This window comes from Nocardioides sp. NPDC127514, assembly GCF_040302125.1.
Lineage (GTDB): Bacteria > Actinomycetota > Actinomycetes > Propionibacteriales > Nocardioidaceae > Nocardioides.
Window position 1 is genome coordinate 145,054 of sequence record NZ_JBEORF010000010.1, and the last position, 25,311, is coordinate 170,364.

A 25,311-nucleotide genomic window follows, 5' to 3' on the forward strand; every position below is an offset into this window, starting at 1 on the left:
CTCACTGGTAGGTGTTGGCCGGCGCCTCGCGCGGCTCGACGGAGGCGGCCTCGATGGCCGTCTCCGACTTGCCGCCCGGCGCGGTGCCCTCGACCCAGCGACCGGTGACCGCGACCCACGAGTCGCGCTCCGGGGCGTCGTCGTAGTCCTCCACCCGCACCCGTGAGGCGCTCGCGTCGGCGGCACAGCAGGCGATGGCGATGCGGGTGACGTACCAGTTGCCGTTCTCGTCGGTGCTGACGAAGCCGGTGAGGCGTACGTCGCGGTCTTTGATCGTCGCGCCGTCCTCGACCCCGGCACGCCACATGAACTCGGCGACCTCGACGTCGACCGGCCCGTCGGAGGCGGGCAGCGGCAGGATCTCGGCATCGGGGGCCGCGGCGACCGGGTCGTCGGCACGTCGCTCGGCGAGGTAGGCGCCCAGGGACGGCGGGCTGGCCACGAAGACGATCACGCCGGGCACGATCGCCAGCCAGGTCATCGCCGGGACCTTGTGGTCATGCGCGGCGTGGTCCTCGCCGTCCTCCCCGTCCTCGCCGCCATGGTCGTCCGGCGCGGGACGCAGCAGCATCCACACGGTCAGCCCGAGCAGCACCACGCCGGTGGCGACCAGCGGCCACTTCATCCAGCCGGTGACGTACCGCAGATAGCCGTCGCCGAGCGAGAGCCGCAGCAGGACTGCGCCAAGAAACCCGACGACCAGAGCCTGAGTAGTACGAGTCACAGCAACCACCATCCGATGCCGACGGCGGAGGCGACCGCCGTGATGATCACCAAGGGTACGAAGCGAAGCGCGAAGCCCACGCCGAACTGGCCGGCCTCCATCGAGGCGAGCTTGATGTCCATCGCCGGGCCGACGACGAGGAAGACCAGCTTCGCGGTGTCGGAGAAGGCGGTGAACGAGGCCGCGACGAAGGCGTCGGACTCCGAGCAGAGTGCCACGATGAACGCGAACAGCGCCAGCGTGGCGATCCCCAGCACCGCCTGACCGGCGACGGTGTTGACCACCGAGCGGGGTACGAAGGTGTTGACCGCCGCGGCCAGCATCGCGCCGAGCACCAGGAAGCCGGAGGCGTGCAGGAAGTCGTGGCTGACGTTGCCGAGGAACGAACGCCCGTGGGCGTGCTCGTCGCGGCCCAGGTTGGTCAGCCGCTCGAGCAGCAGCTTGCCGCGGGCGAGCATGATCCAGCCGACCGCCACCGCGGTGATCAGCGACGCCAGGAAGCGCGCCAGCACCATCACCGGCTGGCCGGGGAAGGCGACCGCGGTCGAGACGAGCACCGCCGGGTTGACCGCGGGCGCGGCCAGCAGGAACGTCAGCGCGACCGCCGGCGCCACCCCGCGGCGGATCAACGAGTTGGTCACCGGCACCGCCGCGCACTCGCAGCCCGGCAGCCCGATCCCGGCCAGGCCGGCGACCGGGACGCCGAGCGCCGGGCTCTTGGGCACGATCTTGCTCAGCGCCTTCTCCGAGAGGAAGGTCGAGATGACGGCGCTGAGCAGCACGCCACCGAGCAGGAACGGAGCCGACTGCACCACGATGGCGACGAAGATGGTGCCCCAGGTGTTGAACAGGTCATGGTCCAACAGCGGCAGCAGCCAGCGCTGAGAGAGCAGGATGACGAGCAGGACGATCGCCACGACCTCGGTCTGCCCCAGCCTGAACCCAGACTTCTCGGCTGCCCGCACTGGGGTCTTCGTACTCATGCCGCCGCCTCCGTCGAAGGGAAGGAATGGTACGGACGCGGCGGCCTGAGGCCTACCGTCGCTCGCTTGCGCTCGCTCATGGAGCGTGTGTTTAGCACAGCCCGATGACGCCCGGGTTGCGCCTCGCCGACTCGGAACGATTCTCGTTAGGAACTCACCAGCTCGACTTGGTGATCCCCGGCAGATGGCCCTTGTGCGCGAGTTCGCGGAACCGGATCCGGGACACCCCGGCCTTGCGCAGATAGCCCCGCGGCCGGCCGTCGACCTGGTCGCGGTTGCGCAGGCGTACGGGTGAGGAGTCGCGCGGCAGGCGAGACAGGGCGCGGACGGCCTCGGCCTGTTCGGCCGAGCCCGGCTCGGCGGTGCGGATGCGCTCCTTGATCTCGGCCCGGCGTGCTGCGTACCGCTCCACGATCTCGCGGCGCTTGGCCTCGGCCGCGATCTTGGACTTCTTGGCCATCAGACCTTCTCCCCTCGGGCGAGCATCTCGGCGACGACGGCGTCGATGCCGCGTACGTCGATCCGCTTGATCGCGTTGGTGCTGAGCCGCAGCGTGACCTTCCGGCCCAGACTGGGGACGTAGTAGGTCTTCTTCTGCAGGTTCACCTCCCAGCGTCGCCGGGTCGCCTTCTTGGACCAGGGGCGGTTGTTGCCGAAGCCAGGGCGGGCTCCGGTGACCTGACACGTGCGGGACATGGCAGCCTTTCGTCTTATTGGGAATCGTTCCCATTATGACACAGGTGCCGGATGCGGTGTCATCGACCGCCCTGCTGGACACGGGATCCATACCGATACCGACTAACATGGCGCCCATGGCACCAACCCAGCAGGTCAAGCGGCGCGCAACCAACCAGGGCGCCGCGGTGAAGGAGGCTCTCGCCGCCGAGGACACCTTCCGCAGCGCTCAGGACGTCTACGCCACGCTGCGAGCCAACGGCGAGAAGATCGGCCTCTCCACGGTCTACCGCCACCTGCAGATCTTCGTCGACGACGGACTCGCCGACGTGATCCACAAGCCCGACGGTGAGTCCACCTACCGGCTGTGCGGCGACGCCTCCACGACCCATCACCACCACCTGGTGTGCCGCAGCTGCGGCAAGGCCGTGGAGATCGAGGGTCCGGCCGTGGAGACCTGGGCCGACAAGGTGGCGGCGCAGAACGGCTTCACCGACGTCAACCACACCGTGGAGATCTTCGGCCTCTGCGCCGCCTGCGCCGCCTCCTGACTCAGCTGCGCCGACGCACCGCGCCCAGCGCGGCGTCGATCACGCAGAACGCGACCAGGCTGATCCCCAGCAGCGGGACGAACCAGCCGACGAGCGCGGTCGCCGCGATGCCGGCCACGAGCACGGGCACCGGCAGCCGGCGCCAGGCGCCGCGCGGCACCGGCCGGCCGAACCACAGCCGGCTCGCGTCGCGCGGACGCCGCAGCCACCACATCCGGTAGCCCAGCACGGTCATCACGATCAGGCCGATCGCCAGTGCCGCCAGCACGATCTGGTTGACGATGCCGAACAGGATGCCCATGTGGGCGCCGATGACCCAGTCGGTCAGCTTGGCCATGACCGGCCAGTCGGCGAAGTCGACCCGGTCCAGCATCGTGCCCGTGGTGGGGTCCACGCTGATCGCGTCGTAGCGGGTCGGCCAGTCACGCTTGTTCTCCGCCGCCGTCCACGCGCTGGCGCCGTCGGCCGGCGGGACCAGGTAGAGCGGATCGCCCAGCCCGGCCTCCCGCGCGGTGGCGAGGACCCCGTCGACGCCCACCCCGTCGGAGAAGACCGCATCCGGGTCACCGGAGCCTGCCGTGGCCCCCGAGGCGCCGTGGTGCGCGTGCTCGTCCGCGGCGCTGCCGGCGTGCAGCGAGGACGCCGGTGTCGGCTCGGTCCACGACAGCGCGGTACGCACCTCGCCGATGTTCGCCCCGGCGAAGCGGGACCAGGTCAGTCCCGAGACCGACAGCGCCAGTACGCCCAGCAGGACCCACACGCCGATGACGGCGTGCCACGACATCACCCGGGAGCGTCCGGTGGCCGCCGGATCGGGCGTGAGCAGCCGGCGCGCCCGCCGCTCTCGGCGTCCTCTGCCGATCCACAGCATCAGCCCGCCGAGGGCGACCACCCACAACCAGCTCGCGGCGAGCTCGCTGTAGTGACGCCCGAAGGCACCCAGGTGGAGGTTGCGGTGCAGCTCGTCGAGCCAGGCGCGGAAGCCGAGCCACTGCCCGTAGCTTCGTACCTGACCCTCCACGCCGGCGGTGTAGGGGTTGACGAAGACCGACATGGCGTAGTCGTCGGGCACGGTCTCGTCGGTGAAGACGACCCGGGTGCTGCGGTCGGCGGCAGGCGGCACGTCGACGCGGAGGATGTCGCCGTCGGGGTGGCTCGCCCGGGCGGCGGCGACCTGCTCGGCGAGCGTCACCCGATCGCCTGACGGGGCGACGTGGGTCAGGTCGTGGTAGGCGATCTGCTCGACCTGCGGGGCGATCGTGTAGAGCAGCCCGGTCACCGAGGCGACCAGGATGAACGGGGCGACCAGCACCCCGGCGTAGAAGTGCAGCCGCAGCACGACCGGGCGGATCATCGGCCACCAGCCGAGCCTGGCGCCGGGCGCCTGCGTCTGTGGCTCGGCCGGCGGTGCGGTCTGGGACTGGGTCGGAACGGACATTCGAGGTTTCTCTTCTCGCGAATCTTCGGGTACGCAAGACAGCCACCGGGACTTACCCGGTGGTGCTCGCAGAGGGATTTCAGAGGCCGGCCGGCCTCGGCGGTCCCCTTCGCGGAGAGACGTGGGCCCACAGGGCCGGTCGCGGGACGAGCTGCTCAGCCTCGGCGAGCAGGCGGCCGGCGACCGCGACCCGCGGCATCGGGAGGCTGCGTACGGCAACGGCGAAGGCCCTGCGGTGCAGCAGCCAGACGACGACGGAGAGGACGGCGGCGCAGGCATGGGCCAGGAGCATCGCGGCACCGTCGGCGGAGCCGAGCGAGGTGCCGACCGCGTGATGGTGCTCGGTGCCGGGGGCCGCGGAGAACGCCGCAAAGACCTCGTGGAGTCCCAGCTGGGACAGTCCGGCGGCGACCGCGCCGCCCAGGAGCCCGACCCGGCGCTGCAGCACCATCAGGCCCGAGCCGAAGACGCCCACGGCCGCTGTCGCGAGCCAGCCGGCGCTCGGCAGCGCCCCACCCGCGGCCAGGTGGGCCAGGGACGCGCCGGTCATGATCTCGAGCGTGGCGAGCAGGGAGAGCCACACGCTTCCGCGTGTCGGTCTCACCACTCGCAGCTCCACGCGCAGCACCGTATCCCGACCGCGCGCTCAGAGCTCGTTAACCGCGCCCTCGACGAGGAAGGTCGGATACTGACCCTGGTCCTCGTCGTCGGTCGGAATCACCGGGCTCACCGGCTTGCACGTGAGGGTCCGCACCTCGCAGGTGACGACCTGCTGGGCGCGCAGCACGTTGAGGGCGTTCGGGTCGATGCGCTGCGCGACGCCGAAGAACGTGTCCTCATCACTCCACCCGGCCAGCGTGAAATGTCCCCAGGGCGCGTCGATCGGGCGTTGGTCCCCGGTGGCTTTGTCGTACGCGACGGCCTGGGTGGGCCACTCGCTGGTGTCGAAGATCGTGCTGCGGTCCGGCGAGAGCAGCCCCACCCCGGATAGCCACGTGTCGGCTACCTCCCGGCGCCGGCCCTCGCCTTCGAGATAGACGTGGAAGCCATCCGGGAAGAGGGTCTCGGCAAAACCTTCGTAGACCTCCCCGTCTGGGCCGTCGGTCGCCTGCGTCGTGGAGCCGTCCTCGAGATCGATGGTGGTTCGGTCGAAGAAGAGGCGCTCGTCGCTCACCCCGATCAGCAGGGGCATGATCTCGCCGTAGAGATCTGCCAGATCGGCGCCGCCGTCGGGCTCCTGGTCGGGAGTTCGGTAGAGCTGCTCACCGGTGCGGGTGTCGAACACCGCCACCTGGAGCACATGGGTGCCGAACTCGTCGGTCGGGCCGCGCGACTGGTCCACGGTCGCGAAGACCGAGCGATCCGCCGACACCGCCAGGTTGCCCCAACCGACCTTCTCGACCTTCTCGGTCTCGCCCTCAGCGCTGGTGAACCACAGCGTCTGGCCACGCATCCAATAGGCGCCGGTCGCGCCCAGCACGAACTGGTCCACGCGATCACCGAGCTCGACGCTCCGCTCCCCCACGTGCAGCGTGCCGTCGGCGTACCAGGCCGGAGCGGTGGCATCCCACTCGGTCGGCCCAACGGGCAGCGAGAAGGGCTCCTTGCCGCCGCCGCCCACGGTCGGGCTCCCGCATCCTGCCAGCGAGAGCGAGACGAGAGCGCCGGCAATGACGGCCCCGCGCAGGTTCATCGAGCCTGCTGGACCGGCGTGTGGTTGCGGGCGAGAAGCCAGATCATGGTGCCGTAGCAGGCGATCCGCAGCGCCCAGCCGAGGCCGGTGCGGAGGATGCCGAGGGCGAGGATCGCCCAGTCACGGTCGATCGCACCGCTCCAGGCCAGGAACCAGATGGGGCCCTGGATCGCAGCGCCGATCGCTCCGGGGGCCAGGAACAGCCAGGTCAGCCGCGTGCACAGCTTCACGATCTGCTTGTCCTGGTGCCACTCGAGCGGATCGCCGCTGGCGACGCCGATGAAGAAGCCGAAGATCGGCCAGCCGATCAGGCACAGGCCGCCGACCACGACTGTGTAGCCCAGGCTGATCAGGATGCCGGGCAGAAAGTAGGCCAGCGCCTGCTCCTCGGCCGAGCCGCCCATGGACTGGGCCAGCCGCACCACCGCGAAGCCGATGAGGATGCCGAAGATGGCGTTGCCGACGTACTGCAGGCTCGAGCGCTGCACTAGCCGGACCAGCAGGAAGACCGCCGCGGTCACCGCCGAGGCGATCAGCGCGACCTTGAGGTCCTTGAACACCAGCCAGGCGATGGTGAAGACCAGCCCGGGCACACCGGCCTCGAGCATCCCGCGCACACCGCCCAGCCCGGCGGACATCTGGCGGCGTACGACCGCCTCGACGGTGTCGACCGTCGGATGGTTGTGGTCGTGCTCGTCGCCCTGGCCGTCGGCAGGGGTCTCAGAGGTGGGGCTCACGTGTGGTTGGCTCACTCGTTGGGGTCCGGTATCAGCTCGTAGCGGGGGTTGAACATGATGCGCTGGCCATCGGTACGGCCGATGCGGCCCTGCACCTGCAGGGACCGGCCCGGGCTGATCCCGGCGATGCGCCGGCGTCCCAGCCAGATGATCGTCAGGGTGCCGGAGCCGTCGAACAGCTCGGCCTCCAGGGCGGGGACACCGCCGCGGGGCCGCAGTGTGATCGTACGCAACGTGCCCCGCAGACGCACCGGCTCACGGTCGGGCGCGTCGGCGATCGAGGCGACATCCTTGGCGACGTAGGCCGCCCGGATCTCGCTCGCGTCGATCGAGGCGGTGTTCGCCCACTCGCTGAGCTTCGCGCGCAGCCGACCCTTGGACACTACCGGCTCACTTCTCCACGCGACGCGCGTTGGGCGGCAGCTTCACCTCGAGCGCCTCACCCTTGGGCTTGGCCCCCTCGCCGCGGCGCACGACGACCCGCTCGAGGAGCTTCTCCCACTCCTTGCCGGCGGTCGGCTCCATCGCGGGACGGCCCATCATGGTGGCGCGGAGCATCCAGCGCGGGCCGTTGACGCCGATGATGCGGGTCTGCTGGACGGCCGGCTGGCCGTCGGGCAGCTTGACCTTCATCTGGGTGATCAGCTCGGTGCCCCACGGGCCCTCCAGGTCGGCGGTCGCACCGCCGCGCTGCTGGACGTCCTCGCGCAGCATCGGCAGCGACTCGGTCCACAGGTCACCGTTGCGGGGCGCGGCGAAGGCACGCAGCTCCATGGCGCCGTCCTCGGCGGTCAGCATCACGGCCGCGATCTGCCCGGACTTCTCGTCCACCTGCAGGCGCAGCTCCTTGCCCGGCGCGGGGGCGAGCATCATCGAGCCGAGGTCCACCCAGTCGCCGGTGATCAGCCCGTCGGGGACGGAGTCGATGTCGAACGGCCCGATCTCGGGAGCCGCCGGCACCGGCCGCTCGGGGGCCATCGGCCCGTCCTCGACCGGTGCAGATGGCTCTCCCCGGTGGGAGGGCGTGGACTTGCGACGGAACTTCACGACCATCTGCTTTCAGGTTGCGGTGATTCTCTGAGGAGACTTATCTAACACTGATCCCTCAGCGGTTGGAGAAGCCCCCGGTAGAACCGTATCCCCCATCTCCACGAACGGACTCGGGCAATTCGGAGACCTCGACGAACCGAGCCTGCTCGACACGCTGGATCACCAGCTGGGCGATCCGGTCGCCGCGACGCAGCTCGATCGCCTCGACGGGGTCCAGGTTGACCAGCGCCACCTTCACCTCGCCGCGGTAGCCGGCGTCGACGGTGCCGGGGGCGTTGACGATGGACAGGCCGTGCTTGGCGGCCAGCCCGGAGCGCGGGTGCACCAGGCCGACGTACCCCTCCGGCAGCGCCATCGCGATCCCGGTCGGCACCAGAGCGCGCTCCCCCGGCTTCAGGCTCACGTCGACGGTCGTCCGCAGGTCCGCTCCGGCATCGCCCGGGTGGGAGTACGCAGGCGGCGGCAGCTCCGCGTCGAGACGGACCAGGGCTACTTCGAGATCAGACACAACCCGCACCTTAGATGCTCTACGGCTCACCCGATTCGTGACTCCCTTGACCGACGTGAAAAACTCACGATTCGTGAGCACCCCGGCGTACGACGAGCGACTGACCGTGCCGCTGCGGTGGTGGGTCCAGGGCGTGATGCTGCTGGCCTTCATCTGGTTCATCACCGTCTTCTGGGTGGGACCGACCCTCGCCTCCGGGATCACGGCCGCCGGCTGTGCCCTGTTCGTCTTGGCGATGGTCGCCTACGGCAACGCAAAGATCACGGTGGCCGGGGGCGAGCTGCAGGCCGGCACGGCCCGGATCGAGGCCCGCTTCCTCGGCGAGGCCGTCGCCCTCGACGAGACCGACGCCCGTCACCTCGCCGGCCGCGACGCCGACGCCCGGGCGTACCTGCTCCTTCGTCCCTACCTCAAGCGCGCGGTTCGGGTCACCATCGACGACCCGGCCGACCCGGCCCCCTACTGGCTGCTCTTCACCCGGCACCCGGTGGCGCTCGCGAAGACCGTCAACGCGCTCCGAGCGAGTCTCTGAGCGGCAACCTCCCGGCCATGGCCTAGGCTCGAGGTATGTCCAAGTCCACCAAGGCTGACAAAGCCGACAAGGCTGACAAGGTCTGGGCGATCATGGCCCTCGTCAGCGGAATCGGGGCCGCCAAGGTCACCAACAAGGTCCTCTCCACCGGCTGGAAGGCGTCCACCGGACGCAAGCCACCGGCGAACCCCGCCGACCCCGACGTACGCCTCGTGGAGGCCGTGCTCTGGTCGGCTGCAACCGGCGCCACCGTTGCGCTCGCGCGGATGTTCGCCCAGCGGCGCGCGGCCAACTACTACGTGAAGTCGGTCGGTCGGTTGCCGAAGCAGCTGGAGAAGGACGAGAAGTAGACGAGAAGGCCGCACGGAATCCGTGCGGCCTTCGCTTTACAGCCCGGCTTGCGCCGGGCTTTCGCCGAGTCGGCGCATCTGCACAAAGCGCTTGCTAGCGCAAGCTATGCAGATCCGCCGACTCGGCGCTTTCGACTGAGCTACGCGCAGTCGAAGCAGATCATCTTCTTCTCGTCAGCCAGCTGGCTGCGGTGGTGGACCAGGAAGCAGCTCATACAGGTGAACTCGTCCTCCTGCTTCGGCTTGACCTCGACCGCGAGCTCCTCGTGGCTGAGGTCGGCTCCCGGGAGCTCGAACGACTCGGCCGCCTCGGCCTCGTCCTCGTCAACCTTGCCCGAGTTCTTGTCGTGACGACGAGCCTTGAGCTCTTCGATGCTCTCCTCGGACTGGTCCTCTTCATTTTTACGCGGTGCGTCGTAGTCCGTCGCCATTTGCGCCACTCCCCTTCTCACTCATCTTCAGTCCCCCCGCGCGCCCCCGAGGGCAGCGGCACGGCCCGTGATTGTGCACTATCAACGCGGATTTCGCACACTCAACCGGATCCGCGTCGCCGAAACGTTCTGTCATCTGGCGGTATTCCCTATCACGGGTATAGATGAGCATCGAGTTTCGGGTGGGTGAACGCGGCTGTACCGACGGGGCTCCGGGACCTTCCCGGCCCCCGGCCGGTCATAGATCTACATCAACCAGCGGCTTTCAGTCGGGTACGACACCCGGGAGCGAGTCAACTGGCAGAAAACCGGCCTGAACTGCCGCTTTCCGTAGTTCATCGTAGCCGTGGGCTGGTGCCACGATGACGAACCGGCGACCGCCGATGCCGGTCGTCGCCTCCCAGCGAGCACCGGCGGCTTCCGCGACCAGGCCGGCCGCGGCGTGATCCCACAGGTGCAGCCCCTCCTCGAGGTAGCCGTCGAGCGTTCCCTCGGCCACCCCGCAGATGTCCAGTGCCGCTGATCCGATGCGACGAACGTCACGTACGACCGGCAGCAGCCGCACCAGTGCTTCGGCCTGCACCCGGCGGAGCTCGGCGTCGTAGGAGAACCCGGTGGCGATCAGCCGCTGCCCGAGCTCGGCGGGCTGACGTACGCGGATGGGCTCGCCGTCCTTGACCGCGGCGACCGATCCGTCGAGCTGCCGGAAGGCGGCGTAGAGGGTGCCGCGGGGCACGTCCACGACCGCGCCGGCGACGACCTCGCCGGCGTACTCGGCCGCGATCGAGACCGCGTAGCTCGGCAGACCGTAGAGGAAGTTGACGGTGCCGTCGATCGGGTCGACGATCCAGCGTACGCCGCTGGTGCCCATGGTCTCCTCGCCCTCCTCACCGAAGAAGGCGTCCTCCGGACGCTCCTGGGAGATCAGCCGCCGGATCAGCGCCTCGGTGTCCCGGTCGGCCTCGGTGACCACATCGGTCGCGGTCGACTTCGTGGCGGCCACCTCGACCACGCCGGCGGCCCGCTGGCGAACGAGATCGGCGGCCGCGCGGGCGGTCGCCACCGCGAGCGCGAGCAGGTCTCCGGCCTTGGGAATCGGGCGCTGCGGTGCGGGCTGATCCGACGCTGGATGCTCTGTCATGGGGCCGACCCTATGCCGCGGCTGATCGGCCGATCACGCGGAGTACTGGGGTGAGTCCTCTCCGGACAGGGTCGGCAGCTGCGATCGCTGGTTGAAGCAGCAGCCTGCGGGGCAGCGGTCGGGCCCGGGGCCCAGGTCGCCCACGGTAGGCCGCTCAGGGGCCTCCCCACGCTCCGCAGCGGCACGCTCGAGCAGCAGCTCGCGTACGGCGGCCACGAAGCGCGGGTCCTCCCCCGCGGTCGGGCTGCGGCGGGCGTGGATCCCGAGCTTGTCGGCGGTGGCCATGGCCTCGGTGTCGAGGTCGTAGACGACCTCCATGTGGTCGGAGACGAAGCCGATCGGGCACATCACGACGGCCCTCGTGCCCTCCTCGGCCAACTCCTCGAGGCGGTCGTTCACGTCCGGCTCGAGCCACGGGATGTGCGGGGCGCCGGAGCGGCTGCAGTAGACGAGGTCCCACTCGTGGCTGACTCCGCGCCGCTGCGCGACCTGCTCGGCGATCACCTCGGCGACGTCGAGGTGCTGGGCGACGTACGCGTTGCCGTCGGGGCCGGCGTTGTCGTTCATCGAGGTCGGGATCGAGTGGGTCACGAAGAGGATCCGCGCACCGTCACGCTCGTCTTCGGGCAGGTCCTCGAGGGACGCGAGCACACCGTCGACGACCGGTGCCACGAACCCCGGGTGGTTGTAGTAGCGCCGCAGCTTGTCGAGCACCGGCGCGCTCTCGACGTCTCCGCTCTTGTCGCACGCCTCGAAGAGGTTCTCGCGGTACTGCCGGCACGAGGAGTAGGACGAATAGGCGCTGGTCGCGAAGACCGCTGCCCGCTTGATCCCGTCCGCCCGCATCTGCGCGACCGTGTCGCTCAGGTAGGGATCCCAGTTGCGGTTGCCCCAGTAGACCGGCAGGTCGATCCCGTTCTCCGCCAGGTCGCTGCGCAGCGCTGCCAGGAAGGCCCGGTTCTGGTCGTTGATCGGCGACTTCCCGCCGCGATCGAAGTAGTGCTGCCCCACCTCGACCAGCCGCTCCCGCGGGATCCCCCGCCCCCGGGTCACGTTCTCCAGGAACGGCACCACGTCCTCGGTCTTCTCCGGCCCCCCGAAAGAGACGAACAGCAGGGCATCGTAGGGAGAGACATCCACCCGCCCATCGTATTTCACCGGGCTCACCGACAGCCAACCGAGCCCTCGATCGCGCCTCAGAATGCAGTGATCCCCGTCCGAAGGCTGTCTGCCAAGCTCTCGTTGTCGCGCCGGACACGGCTACTGGAACGCGGGTGCCAGGCGGAGGACGCCAGCACAAGGCTGATCCGGCCGTCGGAATCAGCGCATCGCACCCACTGACCGCCGAGGATGACATCGACGTCCGCGATGTCATCCCACCGAACGGTGCGCCGTCCGAACGGTCCTACCAGATGAAGCGCCTCGGGGGTCCGGCTCAAGCGCACACGATTGCCGAAGAGAAGCGCCGCGCTGATGACAGCTGCAAGGACGATCGCGGCGCCGTACGCGGGTCCGTTCAAAGCTCCCCGGAAGAGCGCGAACCCGACGCCCCAGATCCCCAGCGCAAGGACCGCAGCGGCGGCCACGGCTGCGATCCAGGTCCTACCGATGTACGCGATCGCCATCTGTCTACTCTCCACGGCGGAAACCTAGCGACGACGAGACGCATGCGGATCAGATCGGCAGAACTTCTACTCGACCACCGATGAATATGCGACGACACCGCGCTTGAGCAGGTCCATGGTCTGCCGGGCCGTACGACGAAGCGGGACGTCCCCGGCGGCGTCGGCGACCTGGCCGCAGAGGTCGATGAGCTGCTTGACCCAGCGGACGAAGTCGCCGGCGGCGAGCTCGACCTCGCTGAGGACGTCGTCGAGCTCGTCACCCTCGGTCCAGCGGTAGGCGGCCCAGGCGAAGCCGAGGTCGGGCTGGCGGAGGAAGTCGAGCTTGTGGTCGCGCTCGAGGGCATCGAGCTGGCCCCACAGCCGCACGGTCTCGGCGATGACGTCCTTGACCCGGCCACCGGGGAGGCGGGGCGGGGTGGCGTCGTCGGCGCGGCGGGCCTCGTAGACCAGCACCGAGAGGGCGGCGGCGAGCTCGGAGGGGGTCAGGTCGTCCCACAGCCCCTCGCGCAGCGCCTCGGCGGCGACCAGGTCCATCTCGGAGTAGAGCCGCATCAGGTGGGTGCCGCGCTCGGTGACCGTCTCGCCCTCGAGGTAGTCGAGGGCGACCAGCACCTCGCAGACCCGGTCGAAGGTGCGCGCGACGGTGTTCGTACGCGCCTCCACCCGGCGGCGCAGCGTGTCGGTGTCGCGCGAGAGCTTGAACCAGCGTTCGGCCCAGCGGGCGTGGTCCTCGCGGTCGGGGCAGTCGTGGCAGGGATGCATCTTCAGCTCGCGCCGCAGCTCGGAGATCTGGGTCTCCACCGAGCTCTTGCGCTCCTTGCGAGCGGTCGGCGAACCCTCGTAGGGCACCGGACGCAGGTCGCGGGTCTTCTCCCGCAGCCGAGAGGCCATGTCGCGGCGCATCTGCGGGTTGCGGCCGTTGAACGACTTCGGCACCCGCAGCCGGGTCTGGGCGACGATCGGCACGTTGAAGTCCATCATCGCCAGGCGCCGGGCCTGCCGGTCCTGGGTGATCACGTAGGGACGCGGGCCGTCGGGGTCGAAGCCCGGGTCGACGATGACCGCGTAGCCGGCGAACTTGCCGGTCGGCACGTCGATCACGTCGCCGATCTTCAGCTTCGAGAGCGACTCGATGATCTCGTCGCGGCGGTCGGCACGCCGCTCGCGGGAGGAGGACTTCTCGACGTCGGAGATCTTGCGGCGGATCGCGGCGTACTCCATGAAGTCGCCGCGGTCGCAGGTCGCAGCCTCCTGGTAGCCCTCGAGCGCGTCCTCCGCCTTGCGCACCTGCCGGGCCAGCCCGACGACCGCCTTGTCGGCCTGGAACTGGGCGAACGACTGCTCCAGCAGTTCGCGCGAGCGCGCCCGGCCGAACTGGTGCACCAGGTTGACCGCCATGTTGTACGACGGCTTGAAGCTCGACCGCAGCGGATAGGTGCGCGTCGAGGCGAGACCGGCGAGCTCACGCGGGTTGAGCCCCTGCTGCCAGAGCACGACGCCGTGGCCCTCGACGTCGAGGCCGCGACGGCCGGCGCGGCCGACGAGCTGGGTGTACTCCCCCGGCGAGAGGTTGACGTGGGCCTCGCCGTTCCACTTCGAGAGCTTCTCGATGACCACCGTGCGGGCGGGCATGTTGATGCCCAGCGCGAGCGTCTCGGTGGCGAAGACGGCCTTCACCAGGCCGCGCAGGAACAGCTCCTCGACGACCTGCTTGAACGCCGGCAGCAGCCCGGCGTGGTGGGCGGCGACACCGCGGGAGAGCCCGTCGATCCAGTCGTGGTAGCCGAGGACGTGGCGGTCCTCGTCGGGCAGGTCGGCGCAGGCCTCCTCGACGTAGGCGAAGATCTCGTCGCGCTCGTCGGGCGTGGTCAGCCGCAGGTTGGCCTGGATGCACTGGCCGACCGCGGCGTCGCAGCCGACCCGGGAGAAGACGAAGTTGATCGCGGGGAGCAGGTTGTCGCGCTGCAGGGCTGTGATGACCTCCACGCGCGACGGGATCCAGACGCGACGCCCGTTGCCCACGCGCCGGTTGCCGTTGCCCTTGCGCTTGTCCTTGGGCGTACGCCGGTCGGTCATCCGTCCGGCCGCCCAGTCGTCGCGCGCCAGCTTCATCAGCTCGCCGTTGACCGGGGCGCCCTCCTTGACGAACCCGGCCGCAGCGTCGACGTCGGAGGAGGCGAACAGGTCCATGATCCGCCGGCCCGCCATCACGTGCTGGTAGAGCGGCACCGGCCGCTTCTCCTCGATGATCGTGGTGGTCTCACCGCGCACCGTGGTGAGCCACTCGCCGAACTCCTCGGCGTTGGAGACGGTCGCGCTCAGCGAGACGACGGAGACCGACTCGGGCAGGTGGATGATGACCTCCTCCCAGACCGCGCCGCGGGAGCGGTCGGCGAGGTAGTGGACCTCGTCCATGACCACGAACCCGAGACCCATCAGGGTGTGGGAGCCCGCGTAGAGCATGTTGCGCAGCACCTCGGTGGTCATCACCACGACCGGCGCCTCGCCATTGACGACGTTGTCGCCGGTCAGCAGGCCGACCTGATCCGGACCGTAGCGCTTGACCAGGTCGTTGTACTTCTGGTTGGAGAGCGCCTTGATCGGGGTCGTGTAGAACGCCTTGCGGCCGGTCGCGAGAGCCAGGTGGATGGCGAACTCACCCACGATCGTCTTGCCCGACCCGGTCGGCGCGGCGACCAGGACGCCCTTGCCCTCCTCGATCTGCTTGCACGCCTCGACCTGGAAGTCGTCGAGCCCGAAGTCGTAGAGCGAGGCAAAGTCCCGGAAGACGGGGTAGTCCTTGTCACGCTTGAAAGCGGCGTACTTCTCCGCTGGCGAGGCGTCCATGGTGCCGAGCCTATCGACCGACACCGACAGTCAGTCGCGCGGCGGCACCAGTACGCCGAGAGCGGAAGGGACGCACTCGACGTCGAGCGGCAGCGGCCCGAGGCGCTCGCCGTCGCTGTAGGCGATCACGCCGGGGGCGGAGGCCTTGATCCGGCGCGCACGGATGCGCTCGAAAGCCGGATGCGTGAGGTGCTTGGCCTGGCGTACGCCCGGGAAGACGCGCAGGAACTCCATCCGCGAGACCGGCTTGATGAGGATGGCGTCAAGCAGGCCGTCGGCGGGGTCGCAGTCCGCCGCGATCCGCAGACCTCCCCCGTAGGACTCGGTGTTGGCGATCGCCAGCAGCATCGCCTCCTGCTCGCGGACCGTGGTCGCGCCGGTCGCGTCCTCGATCTCGAGCCGGTAGGGCACCGGCGTCCAGCTGCGGATCACCGACAGCGCGGCGAGCGTGTAGCGGAGGTCGCCGTGGGGCCACCTCATCGCGTTGGCCCGCTCGTTGACGGCTGCGTCGAACCCGGCGGCCAGGACGGTGGCGAACCAGGTCTCGCCAGTTCGGCCCAAGTCGATGCGGCGGGAGTGGTTGCGTACGACCACGTCGGCGGCGGCGAGCGGGTCTCCGGCCGGGATCCCGAGCGCACGCGCGAAGTCGTTGCCGGTCCCGAGCGGGACGACGCCGAGGCTGACCTCGGTCTCGGCCAGCGCCTGGACCGCGACGTGGACCATGCCGTCGCCGCCGAGGGTCACCACTGTGTCGACCCCATCGGCGGCCGCCTTCCGGGCCAGCTCGAGAGCGTGCTCGGCGTCGTCGCCGATCAGGTGCTCGACGACTGCCCCCGAGGCGGCCAGCCTCGCGGTGACCGCATCGAGGATCTGGTCGGCGTGGCCACGGCCGGCGGTGGGGTTGGCGAGCAGGGCGATCTGACGCGTCACCCGGTGAAGACTAGTGGTCAGATCACCGACGGGACGTCAGGATCCCCGATCATGTCCTTGCGCTTGCTGGCCTTGCGCTTGTCGTGCGCCCGGGCGATGACCTCGGAGATCCCGAAGAGGACGACCATCGGGCCGGCCATGATCGTCATCGTGAACGGGTCACCCGACGGGGTCGCGACGGCGGCGAAGACGAAGGAGCCGACGATGATCCAGGCGCGGTACTTGCCCAGGGCGGCACCGGGCAGGACGCCGATCCGGTTGAGCAGGATCACGAAGACCGGGATCTCGAAGGCGATGCCGAAGACCAGCAGCGTACGGCTCAGGAAGCTGAGGTACTCGCTGAACTCGACGATGTTCGTCAGGCCGTCGGGGACGAAGGCGAACAGGATCTCCAGACCCTTGGGCAGGGTGAGGTAGCCGAGCAGGACACCGAGGAGGAACAGCGGGCCGGCGACGGCCACGAAGATCCTCGACATCTTCTTCTCATGCGGGTGCAGACCGGGCATCAGGAACGCCCAGATCTGGTAGAGCCAGATCGGCGCGGTGCCGATGAACGCCGCCAGGCCGCACAGCTTCAGGTAGAGCATGAAGCCGCCCGCGGCGCCGTTGACGGAGCTCAGCGAGGCGGCACCGCCCTCCTGGTCCATCATCTTGACGGCCTGGAGGTAGGGGTCCATGACCAGGTTGAAGAGCTGCTCGAAGAAGAACAGCGCGACGACGAACCCGACGACCAGGGCCAGGGATGCCTTGATCACCCGCGCGCGGAGCTCACGCAGGTGGTCGGAGAGCGCCATCCGGCCGTCGTCGCCGATGGGGTGCTTGGGGGTGCCGCGGAAGATCGCGACAACACCGGCGATGGACAAGGTCGGCCTCAGTTGCCGGAGAGGCGCTCGCGCTCGGCCTTGATCTCGGCCTCACGACGCTCGAGCTCGGCGATCCGCTCCTGCTCGGAGGCAGTGAGCTCGGCCGGCTTCTCGGCCTTGTCGCCCTTCTCCTTCTCGTCCTCGTCGCGCAGGCCCTTGGTCTCGGTCTTGAAGATGCGCAGCGCCTGACCGGTGCCGCGGGCGAGCTCAGGAAGCTTGGCAGCGCCGAAGACGAGGATCACGATCGCCAAGATGATGAGCCACTCGGCTCCCTGCGGCATACCGATCAATGGAGTGAACATGAACTACCTCATCTACGTCTTAGGGGGAACGTCAGAAGTCTACGCGTCCGAACGGTACAGGCCGAGAGCCAGCCGTGCAGTCGCCGCAAACGATTCGGTGAACGTTTGCTCGTCGAGGACCTCGGCGAAGGGCGCCAGCCGGAGCAGGAAGCGGGTCAGCCAGCGCTGATCGTAGACCCGCAGCCCCACCTCGAGCCCGCCGTCGGGCAGCTCGACCGGGTCGATCACCGAATAGTATTCACCGACCCAGCGGGCCTCGGGAGCCAGCCGCACCCGGACGACCGTGCCGTAGTCCGTACGCTCCAGCAACCCGGCCGCGTCCTCGGCGCTCGCGCCGTCCTCGGGGTCGGTGGCCACCGGGGTGTCGAGCACCTCGGCGCCCCTGATCCGGTCGAGGCGGAAGCTGCGCGGCGCCTCGGCGGTGTGGCACCAGGCGTCGAGGTACTCGATGTCGCGGATCGAGACCAGCGCGCGTGGATCGATGACCCGTGAGGACTCCTCGTCGCGCGCCGGCACCCAGTAGTCGATGCGTACCTGACGGCCCTGGTCGATCGCGGTCGCGATCGCGGCGTGGATCTGGACGAGCGAGGTGTCGACCAGCTCCTCGCCGGGGTCGACGCTCGCGGCGGCGCCCTCGGCGGCCGCCTGCTCGAGCTTCGCCAGCGTACGGTCGACGACCTCCTTGGTCTCGGCGGCCACCGCGCCTCCCCGCAGCGCACGCAGCGCGACGATCACGGCCGTGGCCTCGATCGGGGTCAGCCGCAGCTGGCGATCGAGGTAGTCGGCGTTGGAGATCCGGATGACCCGGTCGCCGTCGGGCTCGGTCAGCGCGTCGATGTCGACGTCGATCAGGTCGTCGGGGTAGCCACCGGGCAGGCCGCACATGAAGAGCACCTGCAGGTCCTTGACCAGCTGCTTCTCCTCGACACCGAGGTCGGCAGCCGCCTTGTCGAGGCGTACGTCGTCCGCTTGGGAGTAGAGGTAGGGCACCAGCGTCAGCAGCCGCCCGACCTGCCCCTTGGCACCCGTCGCGCCTGACGCACCCGTCGCGCTCATCGTGCGGCTCCGTCCAGGCGCGCCACCAGCTGCTCCAGCCGCGTACCGACCTCGCGGCGGAGGTCCTCGGGCTCCTCGACGTAGGCGTCGGGGCCGTGGCCCAGCACCGCTCCGACCAGGTCGGCGGGCACCCGGGTCAGCACCACGCGGTCCCAGTCGTCGCTGCCGTCGGGTCCGGTCACCCCGGACTCGGTGGAGTCGGCCGCCCGGCGGAGGGTGTAGCCGCTCCCCTGCCGCAGCAGCAGGACCGCCTTCCCGGTGGGCGGTGCCGGCGCCAAAGTCCGTGCGATATCGCGTACGTCGACCTCGGCCGGCACCTCGAAGGCGTCGAACTCGCCGACCGCCCGAGCCTCCCCCAGGACGCGGGAGAGCCGGAAGATGCGGGTGTCGTCGCGGTCGACGTCGTGGCCGACGGCGTACCAACGGCCCGAGTAGCGCACCACGCCCCACGGCTGCAGCCGCCGGTGGGACGGCTCGGCCGCCCGTGACCCGCGGTAGTCGAACTCGACCACCTGCCGGTCCTGGGTGGCGGCCACGAAGACGTCGAAGGAGCCCTCCTCCGCAGCCAGCCGCGGCTGCACGATCTCCAGCGCCGAGACGTCGGTCTCGAGCCCGGCGGCGTTGAGCTTGCGTACGGCCTCCGTGGTCGCCTCCGCCATCGAGGCGTTCTCCCAGACCTTGGTGGCCAGGGCGACCACGGCGAGCTCGTCGGCCTCGAGGGTGATCGGCGGCAGCGCGAACTGCTCGGGGCTGACCCGGTAGCCGATCTCGTCCTCGAAGAAGGAGTCGATCACCCCGGTCTCGATCGGCACACCGAGGCTGCGCAGCTCCTCCTTGTCGCGCTCGAACATCTTCTCGAACGCCTCACCGTGCGACGACGGGTAGAGGACCTCACGGATCCGCTCCTTCGACACGTTGTCACGCTGCACGAGCAGCATGATGAGCAGGTTCATCAACCGCTCGGTCTTACCCGCCGCCACGGTGTTCTCCCCCTAGAGACTCTTCTACTGCGGCGCCGGGGTGTCTTCGGCCTTGACGACGTCGATGACGAAGTAGAGCGTGCTGTTGGCCGGGATCCCCGGCGTGCCGCCCTGGCCCGGCTTCTCCTCTGCACCGTAGCCCAGCTCCGGCGGGATCTGCAGCAGAACACGGCTGCCGACCTTGACGCCCTCCAGGCCGTTGGTCCAGCCCGCGACCACCTGGTTGAGGGCGAACGGCACGGCCTCCTTGCTGAAGCTCTCGTCGAAGGGCTTCTTGGCGCCGTAGGTCATGCCGAGGTAGTTGGCGGTGACCGTCTGGTCGGTGGTGATCTCCTCGCCGTCGCCCTCGGTGACGATGGCCCGCTTGAGCCCGTCGTCGGCCTTCGGCTTGGCGATGCCGGTGAAGTCGAACCCGGTCGGCTTGCCGTTCTTCTCGACGACCTTCGGGAGCTCGGAGGCGTCGACGTCCTTCGGCGTCTTGTCGGCGGCGGGCTTCACCACGTCGACGACGACCAGCAGGGTGTCGTGGTTGCCGATGCCCATCTGCGGGTTGCCGCCTTCGCCGAGCAGGTCGGCCGAGCCGACGATGGCCTCGATCCGGTCGCCGACCTTGGCGCCCTTCAGGATGGTGCTCCACGGCTTCTCGGCCGGGAGCTCCTCACCCTCGGGGGCCTGGCTCTCGTAGGCCCACTCCTTGTCCAGGGTGGTGGCGTTGCCGATGTAGATCTTGGCGAAGACGCCGCGGCCCTCCGGGATCTCCTCACCCTTGCCCTCGGTCAGCGTCTTGACCTTGGGGTCCTTGGGATAGGCGATCGCGGACTCCCACTTCAGCGTGGGCGCCTTGTCGACCGCGGCCGAGACCGTGACGCCGTCGAAGCCGGAGACGGTCTCGTCGCCGTACCCCGTCTTCTCCTCGCCGCCGCAGGCGACCAGAGCCGGGATGAGCAGGGTGACGGCCAGCGCGCTCAGCGCGTGGCGCAGACGAGGCCGAGGAGCAGTGGGCACAGTGCAAACCTTCGTGACGTGAAATGGAGACAGACGACAGCGGAGGACACCATATCCGCCCGGTGGTTACCCCGCAGCGAAGCCACCCCACAGTGTTTCGAGGCGGTTGGTCCTCACATCCCGTCGATGAGCCGCTGGACGCGCTCGTCGTACGCCTTGAGCGGGTCCTTGCACAGCACGGTGCGCTGGGCCTGGTCGTTGAGCTTGAGGTGGACCCAGTCGACGGTGAAGTCGCGGCGGCGCTCCTGCGCCTTCTTGATGAACTCGCCACGGAGCCGGGCGCGGGTGGTCTGCGGCGGCACCGACTTGGCCTCGAAGATCTTCAGGTCGGTGGTCGCGCGCTTGACCGCGCCCTTCTTCTCCAGCAGGTAGTAGAGGCCGCGGTTGCGGTGGATGTCGTGGTAGGCGAGGTCGAGCTGGGCGACCCGCGCGTGGCCCAGCGGAAGGCCATGCTTGGCGCGGTAGCGGTCGATCAGCTTCCACTTGATCACCCAGTCGATCTCGCGGTCGACCAGGGAGAGGTCGTCGGACTCGATCGCCTTCAGGCCGCGCTCCCACAGGTCGAGGGCGGCGATCATGGTCGGGTCGGTGATCTCGCGGCGGTCGACGAACTCGCGCGCCTTGGAGAGGTATTCGTTCTGGATGTCCAGGGCGCTGGCCTCGCGGCCGTTGGCCAGCCGCACCTTGCGCCGGCCGGTGAGGTCGTGGGCGATCTCGCGGATGGCGCGGATCGGGTTCTCCATCGTCATGTCCCGCATGACGACGCCCTCCTCGATCATCCGCAGCACCAGGTGGCAGCTCGCGATCTTGAGCATCGTGGTGGTCTCGGACATGTTCGAGTCACCGACGATGACGTGGAGTCGCCGGTACTTCTCGGCGTCCGCGTGCGGCTCGTCGCGGGTGTTGATGATCGGCCGGGACCGCGTCGTCGCCGACGAGACGCCCTCCCAGATGTGCTCGGCGCGCTGCGAGACCGCGAACCCGGCGCCCCGAGGGGTGTGGGTGACCTTGCCGGCGCCGACGATCAGCTGGCGGGTGACCAGGAACGGGATGAGCACGTCGGCGAGCTTGGAGAACTCCCCGGCGCGGCTGACCATGTAGTTCTCGTGGCAGCCGTAGGAGTTTCCGGCCGAGTCGGTGTTGTTCTTGAACAGGTAGATGTCGCCGGCGATGCCCTCGTCGTGCAGCCGCTGCTCGGCGTCGAGGAGCAGCCCCTCCAGGATCCGCTCCCCCGCCTTGTCGTGGGTGACGACCGAGATCACGTCGTCGCACTCGGGCGTGGCGTACTCGGGGTGGGAGCCGACGTCGAGGTAGAGCCTCGCGCCGTTCCTGAGGAACACGTTCGAGCTGCGGCCCCAGCTCACGACCTTGCGGAAGAGATAGCGGGCCACCTCGTCCGGGCTCAGCCGCCGCTGGCCGCGGAACGTGCAGGTCACGCCGTACTCGTTCTCGATGCCGAAGATGCGCCTGTCCATACCTGAAACCCTAGACGGTCGACGGTCACTGCGGACGCGTTCAGAGGTACGACACGGCGGGGCGCGCCGTCCACCGGCACGGCGACCGCGAGCCGGCGCCGGACGGGTCGAACCTCACACCGCTCACGAAGCCGGCAAGGAGTGCGGCCAGCCCTAGGATTGCGGCTCGTGCCCTCACCGCTGCCTTCGTCCTCCGCCAGCAACGAACCGGGCGTCCTCGCGGCGCTGCGTTCGCCGCGGCTGCTGCGTACGGAGGTACTGGCAGGTCTCGTCGTCGCACTCGCGCTGATCCCCGAGGCGATCTCGTTCTCGATCATCGCCGGGGTCGATCCGCGGGTCGGGCTGTTCGCGTCCTTCACCATGGCCGTCGCGATCTCGTTCCTCGGCGGACGGCCGGCGATGATCTCGGCGGCCACCGGCGCGGTCGCGCTGGTGATCGCCCCGGTGATGCGGGACCACGGCTACGACTACCTGATCGCGACGGTGCTGCTGGGCGGCCTGATCCAGATCGGGCTGGCACTGGCCGGGGTGGCCAGGCTGATGCGCTTCCTCCCCCGCTCGGTGATGGTCGGCTTCGTCAACGCGCTCGCGATCCTCGTCCTCGAGGCGCAGATCGTCCACATGGTCGACGTGCCCTGGGCGGTCTACCCGATGATCGCCGTGGGTATCGCCGTCATCGTGGGGTTCCCGCGGATCAACAAGGTCATCCCTGCCCCGCTGGTCGCGATCGTCGCGCTCACCGCCTTCACCGTCATCGGCGCGGTCGACGTGCCGAACGTCGGCGACCAGGGCGAGCTGCCCGACAGCCTGCCGACCTGGTTCCTCCCCGACGTACCCCTCACCCTCGACACGCTGGAGATCATCGCCCCTTACGCCCTCGGCATGGCGCTGGTCGGGCTGCTCGAGTCGCTGCTGACCGCCAAGCTCGTCGACGACATCACCGACACCCACTCCGACAAGACCCGCGAGGCCGGCGCTCAGGGTCTCGCGAACCTGATCACCGGCTTCTTCGGCGGCATGGGCGGCTGCGCGGTGGTCGGTCAGACGATGATCAACGTGAAGGTCTCCGGCGCCCGTACGCGCCTGTCCACCTTCCTCGCCGGCGTCTTCCTGCTCGTCCTGGTCGTCGGCTTCGGCGACACCGTGGCGCTGATCCCGATGGCCGCCCTGGTCGCGGTGATGATCATGGTCTCGGTCAGCGCCTTCGACTGGCACTCGGTCCGGCCCGCCACCCTGCGGCGGATGCCGCTCTCCGAGACGGTGGTCATGCTCACCACCGTCGCGGTCACCGTCGCGACCCGCAACCTCGCGATCGGCGTCATCGTCGGGGTCCTGGTCGCGATGACCCTCTTCGCGCGCCGGGTCGCCCACCTGACCCGCACACACCGGGAGCTCGTCGAGGACGCCGACGGAAGCATGAGGGCCGTCTACCGGGTCACCGGCGAGCTCTTCTTCGCCTCCAGCAACGACCTCTACACCCAGTTCGAGTACGCCGACGACCCCGACGAGATCGTCATCGACCTCTCCGACTCCCACATCTGGGACGCCTCCACGGTCGCGACGCTCGACGCGATCACCCACAAGTACGAGACCAAGAACAAGTCCGTACGCATCGTCGGCCTCAACGCGTCCAGCGCCGACCGGCACGAGCGGCTGACCGGTCAGCTCAGCGGTCACTGACCTCGGCGCGAAGAAACTGGTGCCGCCGACCATGTAGAGATCGACGCGCCGGCCTCGTTCCCTCGTCGAAAGGCACCCGCCACAACGACGAGCAGAGTACGAGGATGGCAGTCATGACACACCTGTTGAGGTTCGACCACGTCGGGATCACCGTCGCCGACATCGACCTGGTCACGGAGTTCTTCGTCGGCCTGGGCCTGGAGATCGAAGGACGTACGTTCGTCGAGGGCGAGTTCATCGACACCGTCTGCGGGATCCCCGGGGCACGTTGCGAGGTCGTGATGCTGCGCCCGCCGGGTGGCGACACCACCCTCGAGCTCTCCCGGTTCGTACGTCCCGACCACGTGCCCGGCACGCCTGACGCACTGGCCAACACGCTGGGCCTGCGCAACGTCTGCTTCCAGGTCGACGATCTCGACGCGGTCCTCGCAGCCCTGGCGGAGGACGGCTACGGGCTGGTCGGCGGAGTCGGCGTCTACGAGGACATCGTGCGGATGGCGTACGTCCGCGGGCCCGAGGGCATCGTCGTCTCGCTCTCGGACCAGATCGGCTGACACAGGGCATAACACGAGACAGCGGGTCCGGGTCTCGGGCCTGTGGCAGACTTCGGGCCATGACTTCGAAGCATCTCGGCCTGCTTCCGCCGCCGGTCGCCTGACCGGAGCGGCCTCGCCGATCTGCCGCTGAGAGCGCGGATCGGCTCTCTTGTGGCGTGCTCCAGACGCTGCCCATCCGTCTTGTCGAACCTGGAGCACCTCTTCGATGTCCTCTCTCTCCGCCCGTCTCGGGCTCGTTCAGATCTGCCTCGCCGGCGTCCTGTGGGGCACCGGCGGCCTCGTCCTCCAGATCGTCCGCGCGACCACGCCGATGTCGGTGCTCACCGTGAGCGCATACCGCATGCTGATCGCCGCAGTCGCACTGCTCGCCGTCCTCGCCCTCGTCGGCCGCCTGCGCGACCTTCGCCTCGACCTCCGCACGGCGGTCGTCGGTGTCGCGACCGGCCTCTACCAAGCGCTCTACTTCGCCTCCGTGGTCGCCGTCGGAGTGACCGTGTCCACCGTCGTCAGCCTCGGGATCGCTCCGGCGATTCTGCTCGCCGGCGAGGCCATCGCGTCACGTCAGCGGCCGAGCGGTCGGCAGCTCGTGGTGCTGGCGACGGCGCTGACCGGGCTGGTCCTGGCCTCGGCGTACGCCGGCAGCGGGGCCGGCGGCGACCGGCCGGTGACCGGGGTGCTGCTCGCGACCGCGTCCGGATCTGCGTACGCGCTCACCACTGCCGTCGGGCGCCCGCTCACTCAGCAGCGCAGCCCACTGCTGGTGACGGCCGGCGCCACCGGCGTCGGGGCCCTGGCCCTCATTCCGTTGGCGCTGCTTGGCGGCGGGTCGCTCGTCTCGTCCTCGGCGACAGTGTGGGCCTGGCTGGTGTACCTGGGCGTGGCGACGATGGCGCTGGCGTACGGCCTGCTCTATGCCGGGCTGCGCACCACGCGCAGCAGCGCGGCCACCGTGGCCAGCTTGATGGAGCCGGTCGCCGCGTCCGTCGCTGCCGCAGCGGTCCTCGGCGAACGCCTCGCCGCGCCAGCGGTCGCCGGGGTCGTGCTGATCCTGGTCGCCGTCGCCGGTCTCGCGTAGATCGGACACGGAGCGAAGCCGGGGAGTCTCAGGCGCACCGGGTGCGCCTTGCAGAGAATGGATCGGATCCGGTCGGCGACCTCATCGGGCACGTGCTCGCAGG

29 protein-coding genes are annotated in these 25,311 nt (G+C 69.4%); 6 read left to right on the forward strand and 23 right to left on the reverse strand.

Annotated elements, in window-relative coordinates; all coding sequences use genetic code 11:
- Window position 1: 1 nt before the first annotated feature.
- From ABTX24_RS10295 to rpmB, 4 genes are all read right to left on the reverse strand, one after another.
- A complete protein-coding gene (locus tag ABTX24_RS10295) occupies window positions 2–724 on the reverse strand; it encodes a TIGR03943 family putative permease subunit (RefSeq protein WP_350839339.1) in 723 nt (240 codons plus the stop codon).
- Window positions 721–1,707, reverse strand: coding sequence for a permease (locus ABTX24_RS10300; RefSeq protein WP_350839341.1), 987 nt, complete (start codon window positions 1,705–1,707; stop codon window positions 721–723). Before ABTX24_RS10300 ends, ABTX24_RS10295 begins: the two co-directional genes overlap by 4 nt.
- 154 nt (window positions 1,708–1,861) lie before the next feature.
- Window positions 1,862–2,167 carry a 30S ribosomal protein S14 gene (rpsN, locus tag ABTX24_RS10305; RefSeq protein ID WP_160023062.1) on the reverse strand — a complete coding sequence of 102 codons (306 nt, stop codon included), beginning with the start codon at window positions 2,165–2,167 and terminating at the stop codon, window positions 1,862–1,864.
- Window positions 2,167–2,403, reverse strand: coding sequence for a 50S ribosomal protein L28 (gene rpmB / locus ABTX24_RS10310; protein ID WP_350720330.1), 237 nt, complete (start codon window positions 2,401–2,403; stop codon window positions 2,167–2,169). The genes rpsN and rpmB overlap by 1 nt, the downstream gene beginning before the upstream one ends.
- A gap of 116 nt (window positions 2,404–2,519) precedes the next feature.
- Between rpmB and ABTX24_RS10315 the strand changes: the two genes are divergently transcribed.
- Window positions 2,520–2,933, forward strand: coding sequence for a Fur family transcriptional regulator (locus ABTX24_RS10315; RefSeq protein WP_160023058.1), 414 nt, complete (start codon window positions 2,520–2,522; stop codon window positions 2,931–2,933).
- Window position 2,934: 1 nt separating this feature from the next.
- Here ABTX24_RS10315 and ABTX24_RS10320 read toward each other — a convergent pair whose 3' ends face one another.
- The 7 genes from ABTX24_RS10320 to dut all read right to left on the reverse strand — a co-directional run bounded on the left by ABTX24_RS10320 (window position 2,935) and on the right by dut (window position 8,359).
- Window positions 2,935–4,371: a PepSY-associated TM helix domain-containing protein gene (locus ABTX24_RS10320; protein WP_350839343.1), complete on the reverse strand. Its 1,437-nt coding sequence runs from the start codon at window positions 4,369–4,371 to the stop codon at window positions 2,935–2,937.
- A 79-nt stretch (window positions 4,372–4,450) separates the two neighbouring features.
- Window positions 4,451–4,975: a cell division protein FtsQ gene (locus tag ABTX24_RS10325; protein ID WP_350839345.1), complete on the reverse strand. Its 525-nt coding sequence runs from the start codon at window positions 4,973–4,975 to the stop codon at window positions 4,451–4,453.
- A gap of 42 nt (window positions 4,976–5,017) precedes the next feature.
- Window positions 5,018–6,064 carry a hypothetical protein gene (locus ABTX24_RS10330; protein WP_350839347.1) on the reverse strand — a complete coding sequence of 349 codons (1,047 nt, stop codon included), beginning with the start codon at window positions 6,062–6,064 and terminating at the stop codon, window positions 5,018–5,020.
- Entirely contained in the window at window positions 6,061–6,801 is a 741-nt protein-coding gene (locus ABTX24_RS10335) for a DUF3159 domain-containing protein (RefSeq protein WP_350839348.1), read from the reverse strand. The genes ABTX24_RS10330 and ABTX24_RS10335 overlap by 4 nt, the downstream gene beginning before the upstream one ends.
- An 11-nt stretch (window positions 6,802–6,812) precedes the next feature.
- Window positions 6,813–7,184, reverse strand: a complete 372-nt coding sequence (locus tag ABTX24_RS10340) for an OB-fold nucleic acid binding domain-containing protein (protein ID WP_160023048.1) — start codon at window positions 7,182–7,184, stop codon at window positions 6,813–6,815.
- A gap of 7 nt (window positions 7,185–7,191) precedes the next feature.
- Window positions 7,192–7,854: a DUF3710 domain-containing protein gene (locus ABTX24_RS10345; RefSeq protein WP_160023046.1), complete on the reverse strand. Its 663-nt coding sequence runs from the start codon at window positions 7,852–7,854 to the stop codon at window positions 7,192–7,194.
- Window positions 7,855–7,906: 52 nt separating this feature from the next.
- Complete coding sequence (dut, locus tag ABTX24_RS10350; protein WP_350720342.1) at window positions 7,907–8,359, reverse strand: dUTP diphosphatase; 453 nt, start codon at window positions 8,357–8,359, stop codon at window positions 7,907–7,909.
- Between the two features lie 73 nt (window positions 8,360–8,432).
- Between dut and ABTX24_RS10355 the strand changes: the two genes are divergently transcribed.
- Entirely contained in the window at window positions 8,433–8,891 is a 459-nt protein-coding gene (locus ABTX24_RS10355) for a DUF3093 domain-containing protein (RefSeq protein WP_350839350.1), read from the forward strand.
- A gap of 35 nt (window positions 8,892–8,926) precedes the next feature.
- Entirely contained in the window at window positions 8,927–9,241 is a 315-nt protein-coding gene (locus ABTX24_RS10360; RefSeq protein ID WP_160023040.1) for a DUF4235 domain-containing protein, read from the forward strand.
- 140 nt (window positions 9,242–9,381) lie between these two features.
- Here ABTX24_RS10360 and ABTX24_RS10365 read toward each other — a convergent pair whose 3' ends face one another.
- From ABTX24_RS10365 to pafA, 12 genes are all read right to left on the reverse strand, one after another.
- Window positions 9,382–9,672, reverse strand: coding sequence for a DUF4193 domain-containing protein (locus tag ABTX24_RS10365; protein WP_040755057.1), 291 nt, complete (start codon window positions 9,670–9,672; stop codon window positions 9,382–9,384).
- Between the two features lie 265 nt (window positions 9,673–9,937).
- A complete protein-coding gene (locus tag ABTX24_RS10370) occupies window positions 9,938–10,813 on the reverse strand; it encodes an inositol monophosphatase family protein (RefSeq protein ID WP_350839352.1) in 876 nt (291 codons plus the stop codon).
- Window positions 10,814–10,846: 33 nt separating this feature from the next.
- The gene (locus ABTX24_RS10375) at window positions 10,847–11,953 is read right to left on the reverse strand and encodes a ferrochelatase (RefSeq protein ID WP_350839353.1); all 1,107 of its coding nucleotides are present in this window, start codon (window positions 11,951–11,953) and stop codon (window positions 10,847–10,849) included.
- Window positions 11,954–12,009: 56 nt separating this feature from the next.
- On the reverse strand, window positions 12,010–12,438 hold the full coding sequence (locus tag ABTX24_RS10380; protein WP_350839355.1) for a PH domain-containing protein: 429 nt from the start codon (window positions 12,436–12,438) through the stop codon (window positions 12,010–12,012).
- Between the two features lie 66 nt (window positions 12,439–12,504).
- The gene (locus tag ABTX24_RS10385; RefSeq protein WP_350839357.1) at window positions 12,505–15,285 is read right to left on the reverse strand and encodes a DEAD/DEAH box helicase; all 2,781 of its coding nucleotides are present in this window, start codon (window positions 15,283–15,285) and stop codon (window positions 12,505–12,507) included.
- Window positions 15,286–15,315: 30 nt separating this feature from the next.
- Window positions 15,316–16,215 carry a diacylglycerol/lipid kinase family protein gene (locus tag ABTX24_RS10390; protein WP_350839359.1) on the reverse strand — a complete coding sequence of 300 codons (900 nt, stop codon included), beginning with the start codon at window positions 16,213–16,215 and terminating at the stop codon, window positions 15,316–15,318.
- Between the two features lie 17 nt (window positions 16,216–16,232).
- Window positions 16,233–17,078 (reverse strand): twin-arginine translocase subunit TatC, encoded by an 846-nt coding sequence (gene tatC / locus ABTX24_RS10395; RefSeq protein WP_350839361.1) that lies wholly within the window; start codon window positions 17,076–17,078, stop codon window positions 16,233–16,235.
- Between the two features lie 8 nt (window positions 17,079–17,086).
- The gene (gene tatA / locus ABTX24_RS10400; RefSeq protein WP_141804833.1) at window positions 17,087–17,380 is read right to left on the reverse strand and encodes a twin-arginine translocase TatA/TatE family subunit; all 294 of its coding nucleotides are present in this window, start codon (window positions 17,378–17,380) and stop codon (window positions 17,087–17,089) included.
- 39 nt (window positions 17,381–17,419) lie between these two features.
- Window positions 17,420–18,436 (reverse strand): helix-turn-helix transcriptional regulator, encoded by a 1,017-nt coding sequence (locus ABTX24_RS10405; protein WP_350839363.1) that lies wholly within the window; start codon window positions 18,434–18,436, stop codon window positions 17,420–17,422.
- A complete protein-coding gene (locus tag ABTX24_RS10410; RefSeq protein ID WP_350720358.1) occupies window positions 18,433–19,416 on the reverse strand; it encodes a helix-turn-helix transcriptional regulator in 984 nt (327 codons plus the stop codon). Before ABTX24_RS10410 ends, ABTX24_RS10405 begins: the two co-directional genes overlap by 4 nt.
- Window positions 19,417–19,440: 24 nt before the next feature.
- Window positions 19,441–20,421: an FKBP-type peptidyl-prolyl cis-trans isomerase gene (locus tag ABTX24_RS10415; RefSeq protein ID WP_350720360.1), complete on the reverse strand. Its 981-nt coding sequence runs from the start codon at window positions 20,419–20,421 to the stop codon at window positions 19,441–19,443.
- A 113-nt stretch (window positions 20,422–20,534) separates the two neighbouring features.
- Complete coding sequence (gene pafA, locus ABTX24_RS10420) at window positions 20,535–21,896, reverse strand: Pup--protein ligase (RefSeq protein WP_141804837.1); 1,362 nt, start codon at window positions 21,894–21,896, stop codon at window positions 20,535–20,537.
- A gap of 168 nt (window positions 21,897–22,064) precedes the next feature.
- On the opposite strand from pafA, the gene ABTX24_RS10425 reads away from it, so the two are divergent.
- The 3 genes from ABTX24_RS10425 to ABTX24_RS10435 all read left to right on the forward strand — a co-directional run bounded on the left by ABTX24_RS10425 (window position 22,065) and on the right by ABTX24_RS10435 (window position 25,208).
- Window positions 22,065–23,576: a SulP family inorganic anion transporter gene (locus tag ABTX24_RS10425; RefSeq protein ID WP_350839365.1), complete on the forward strand. Its 1,512-nt coding sequence runs from the start codon at window positions 22,065–22,067 to the stop codon at window positions 23,574–23,576.
- A 113-nt stretch (window positions 23,577–23,689) separates the two neighbouring features.
- Entirely contained in the window at window positions 23,690–24,130 is a 441-nt protein-coding gene (locus tag ABTX24_RS10430) for a VOC family protein (protein ID WP_350839367.1), read from the forward strand.
- 208 nt (window positions 24,131–24,338) lie between these two features.
- Window positions 24,339–25,208 (forward strand): EamA family transporter, encoded by an 870-nt coding sequence (locus ABTX24_RS10435; protein WP_350839368.1) that lies wholly within the window; start codon window positions 24,339–24,341, stop codon window positions 25,206–25,208.
- Window positions 25,209–25,311 lie beyond the last annotated feature (103 nt).

What these genes read in the sequence shown, in the direction of transcription:
- tatA (WP_141804833.1), bottom strand. Translation starts at nt 17,380, where the DNA reads ATGTTCACTCCATTGATCGGTATGCCGCAGGGAGCCGAGTGGCTCATC.
- ABTX24_RS10435 (WP_350839368.1), top strand. Translation starts at nt 24,339, where the DNA reads ATGTCCTCTCTCTCCGCCCGTCTCGGGCTCGTTCAGATCTGCCTCGCC.
- ABTX24_RS10300 (WP_350839341.1), bottom strand. Translation starts at nt 1,707, where the DNA reads ATGAGTACGAAGACCCCAGTGCGGGCAGCCGAGAAGTCTGGGTTCAGG.
- rpmB (WP_350720330.1), bottom strand. Translation starts at nt 2,403, where the DNA reads ATGTCCCGCACGTGTCAGGTCACCGGAGCCCGCCCTGGCTTCGGCAAC.
- ABTX24_RS10320 (WP_350839343.1), bottom strand. Translation starts at nt 4,371, where the DNA reads ATGTCCGTTCCGACCCAGTCCCAGACCGCACCGCCGGCCGAGCCACAG.
- ABTX24_RS10405 (WP_350839363.1), bottom strand. Translation starts at nt 18,436, where the DNA reads ATGAGCGCGACGGGTGCGTCAGGCGCGACGGGTGCCAAGGGGCAGGTC.
- ABTX24_RS10385 (WP_350839357.1), bottom strand. Translation starts at nt 15,285, where the DNA reads ATGGACGCCTCGCCAGCGGAGAAGTACGCCGCTTTCAAGCGTGACAAG.
- ABTX24_RS10370 (WP_350839352.1), bottom strand. Translation starts at nt 10,813, where the DNA reads ATGACAGAGCATCCAGCGTCGGATCAGCCCGCACCGCAGCGCCCGATT.
- pafA (WP_141804837.1), bottom strand. Translation starts at nt 21,896, where the DNA reads ATGGACAGGCGCATCTTCGGCATCGAGAACGAGTACGGCGTGACCTGC.
- rpsN (WP_160023062.1), bottom strand. Translation starts at nt 2,167, where the DNA reads ATGGCCAAGAAGTCCAAGATCGCGGCCGAGGCCAAGCGCCGCGAGATC.
- ABTX24_RS10345 (WP_160023046.1), bottom strand. Translation starts at nt 7,854, where the DNA reads ATGGTCGTGAAGTTCCGTCGCAAGTCCACGCCCTCCCACCGGGGAGAG.
- ABTX24_RS10315 (WP_160023058.1), top strand. Translation starts at nt 2,520, where the DNA reads ATGGCACCAACCCAGCAGGTCAAGCGGCGCGCAACCAACCAGGGCGCC.
- ABTX24_RS10330 (WP_350839347.1), bottom strand. Translation starts at nt 6,064, where the DNA reads ATGAACCTGCGCGGGGCCGTCATTGCCGGCGCTCTCGTCTCGCTCTCG.
- ABTX24_RS10365 (WP_040755057.1), bottom strand. Translation starts at nt 9,672, where the DNA reads ATGGCGACGGACTACGACGCACCGCGTAAAAATGAAGAGGACCAGTCC.
- ABTX24_RS10380 (WP_350839355.1), bottom strand. Translation starts at nt 12,438, where the DNA reads ATGGCGATCGCGTACATCGGTAGGACCTGGATCGCAGCCGTGGCCGCC.
- ABTX24_RS10360 (WP_160023040.1), top strand. Translation starts at nt 8,927, where the DNA reads ATGTCCAAGTCCACCAAGGCTGACAAAGCCGACAAGGCTGACAAGGTC.
- ABTX24_RS10430 (WP_350839367.1), top strand. Translation starts at nt 23,690, where the DNA reads ATGACACACCTGTTGAGGTTCGACCACGTCGGGATCACCGTCGCCGAC.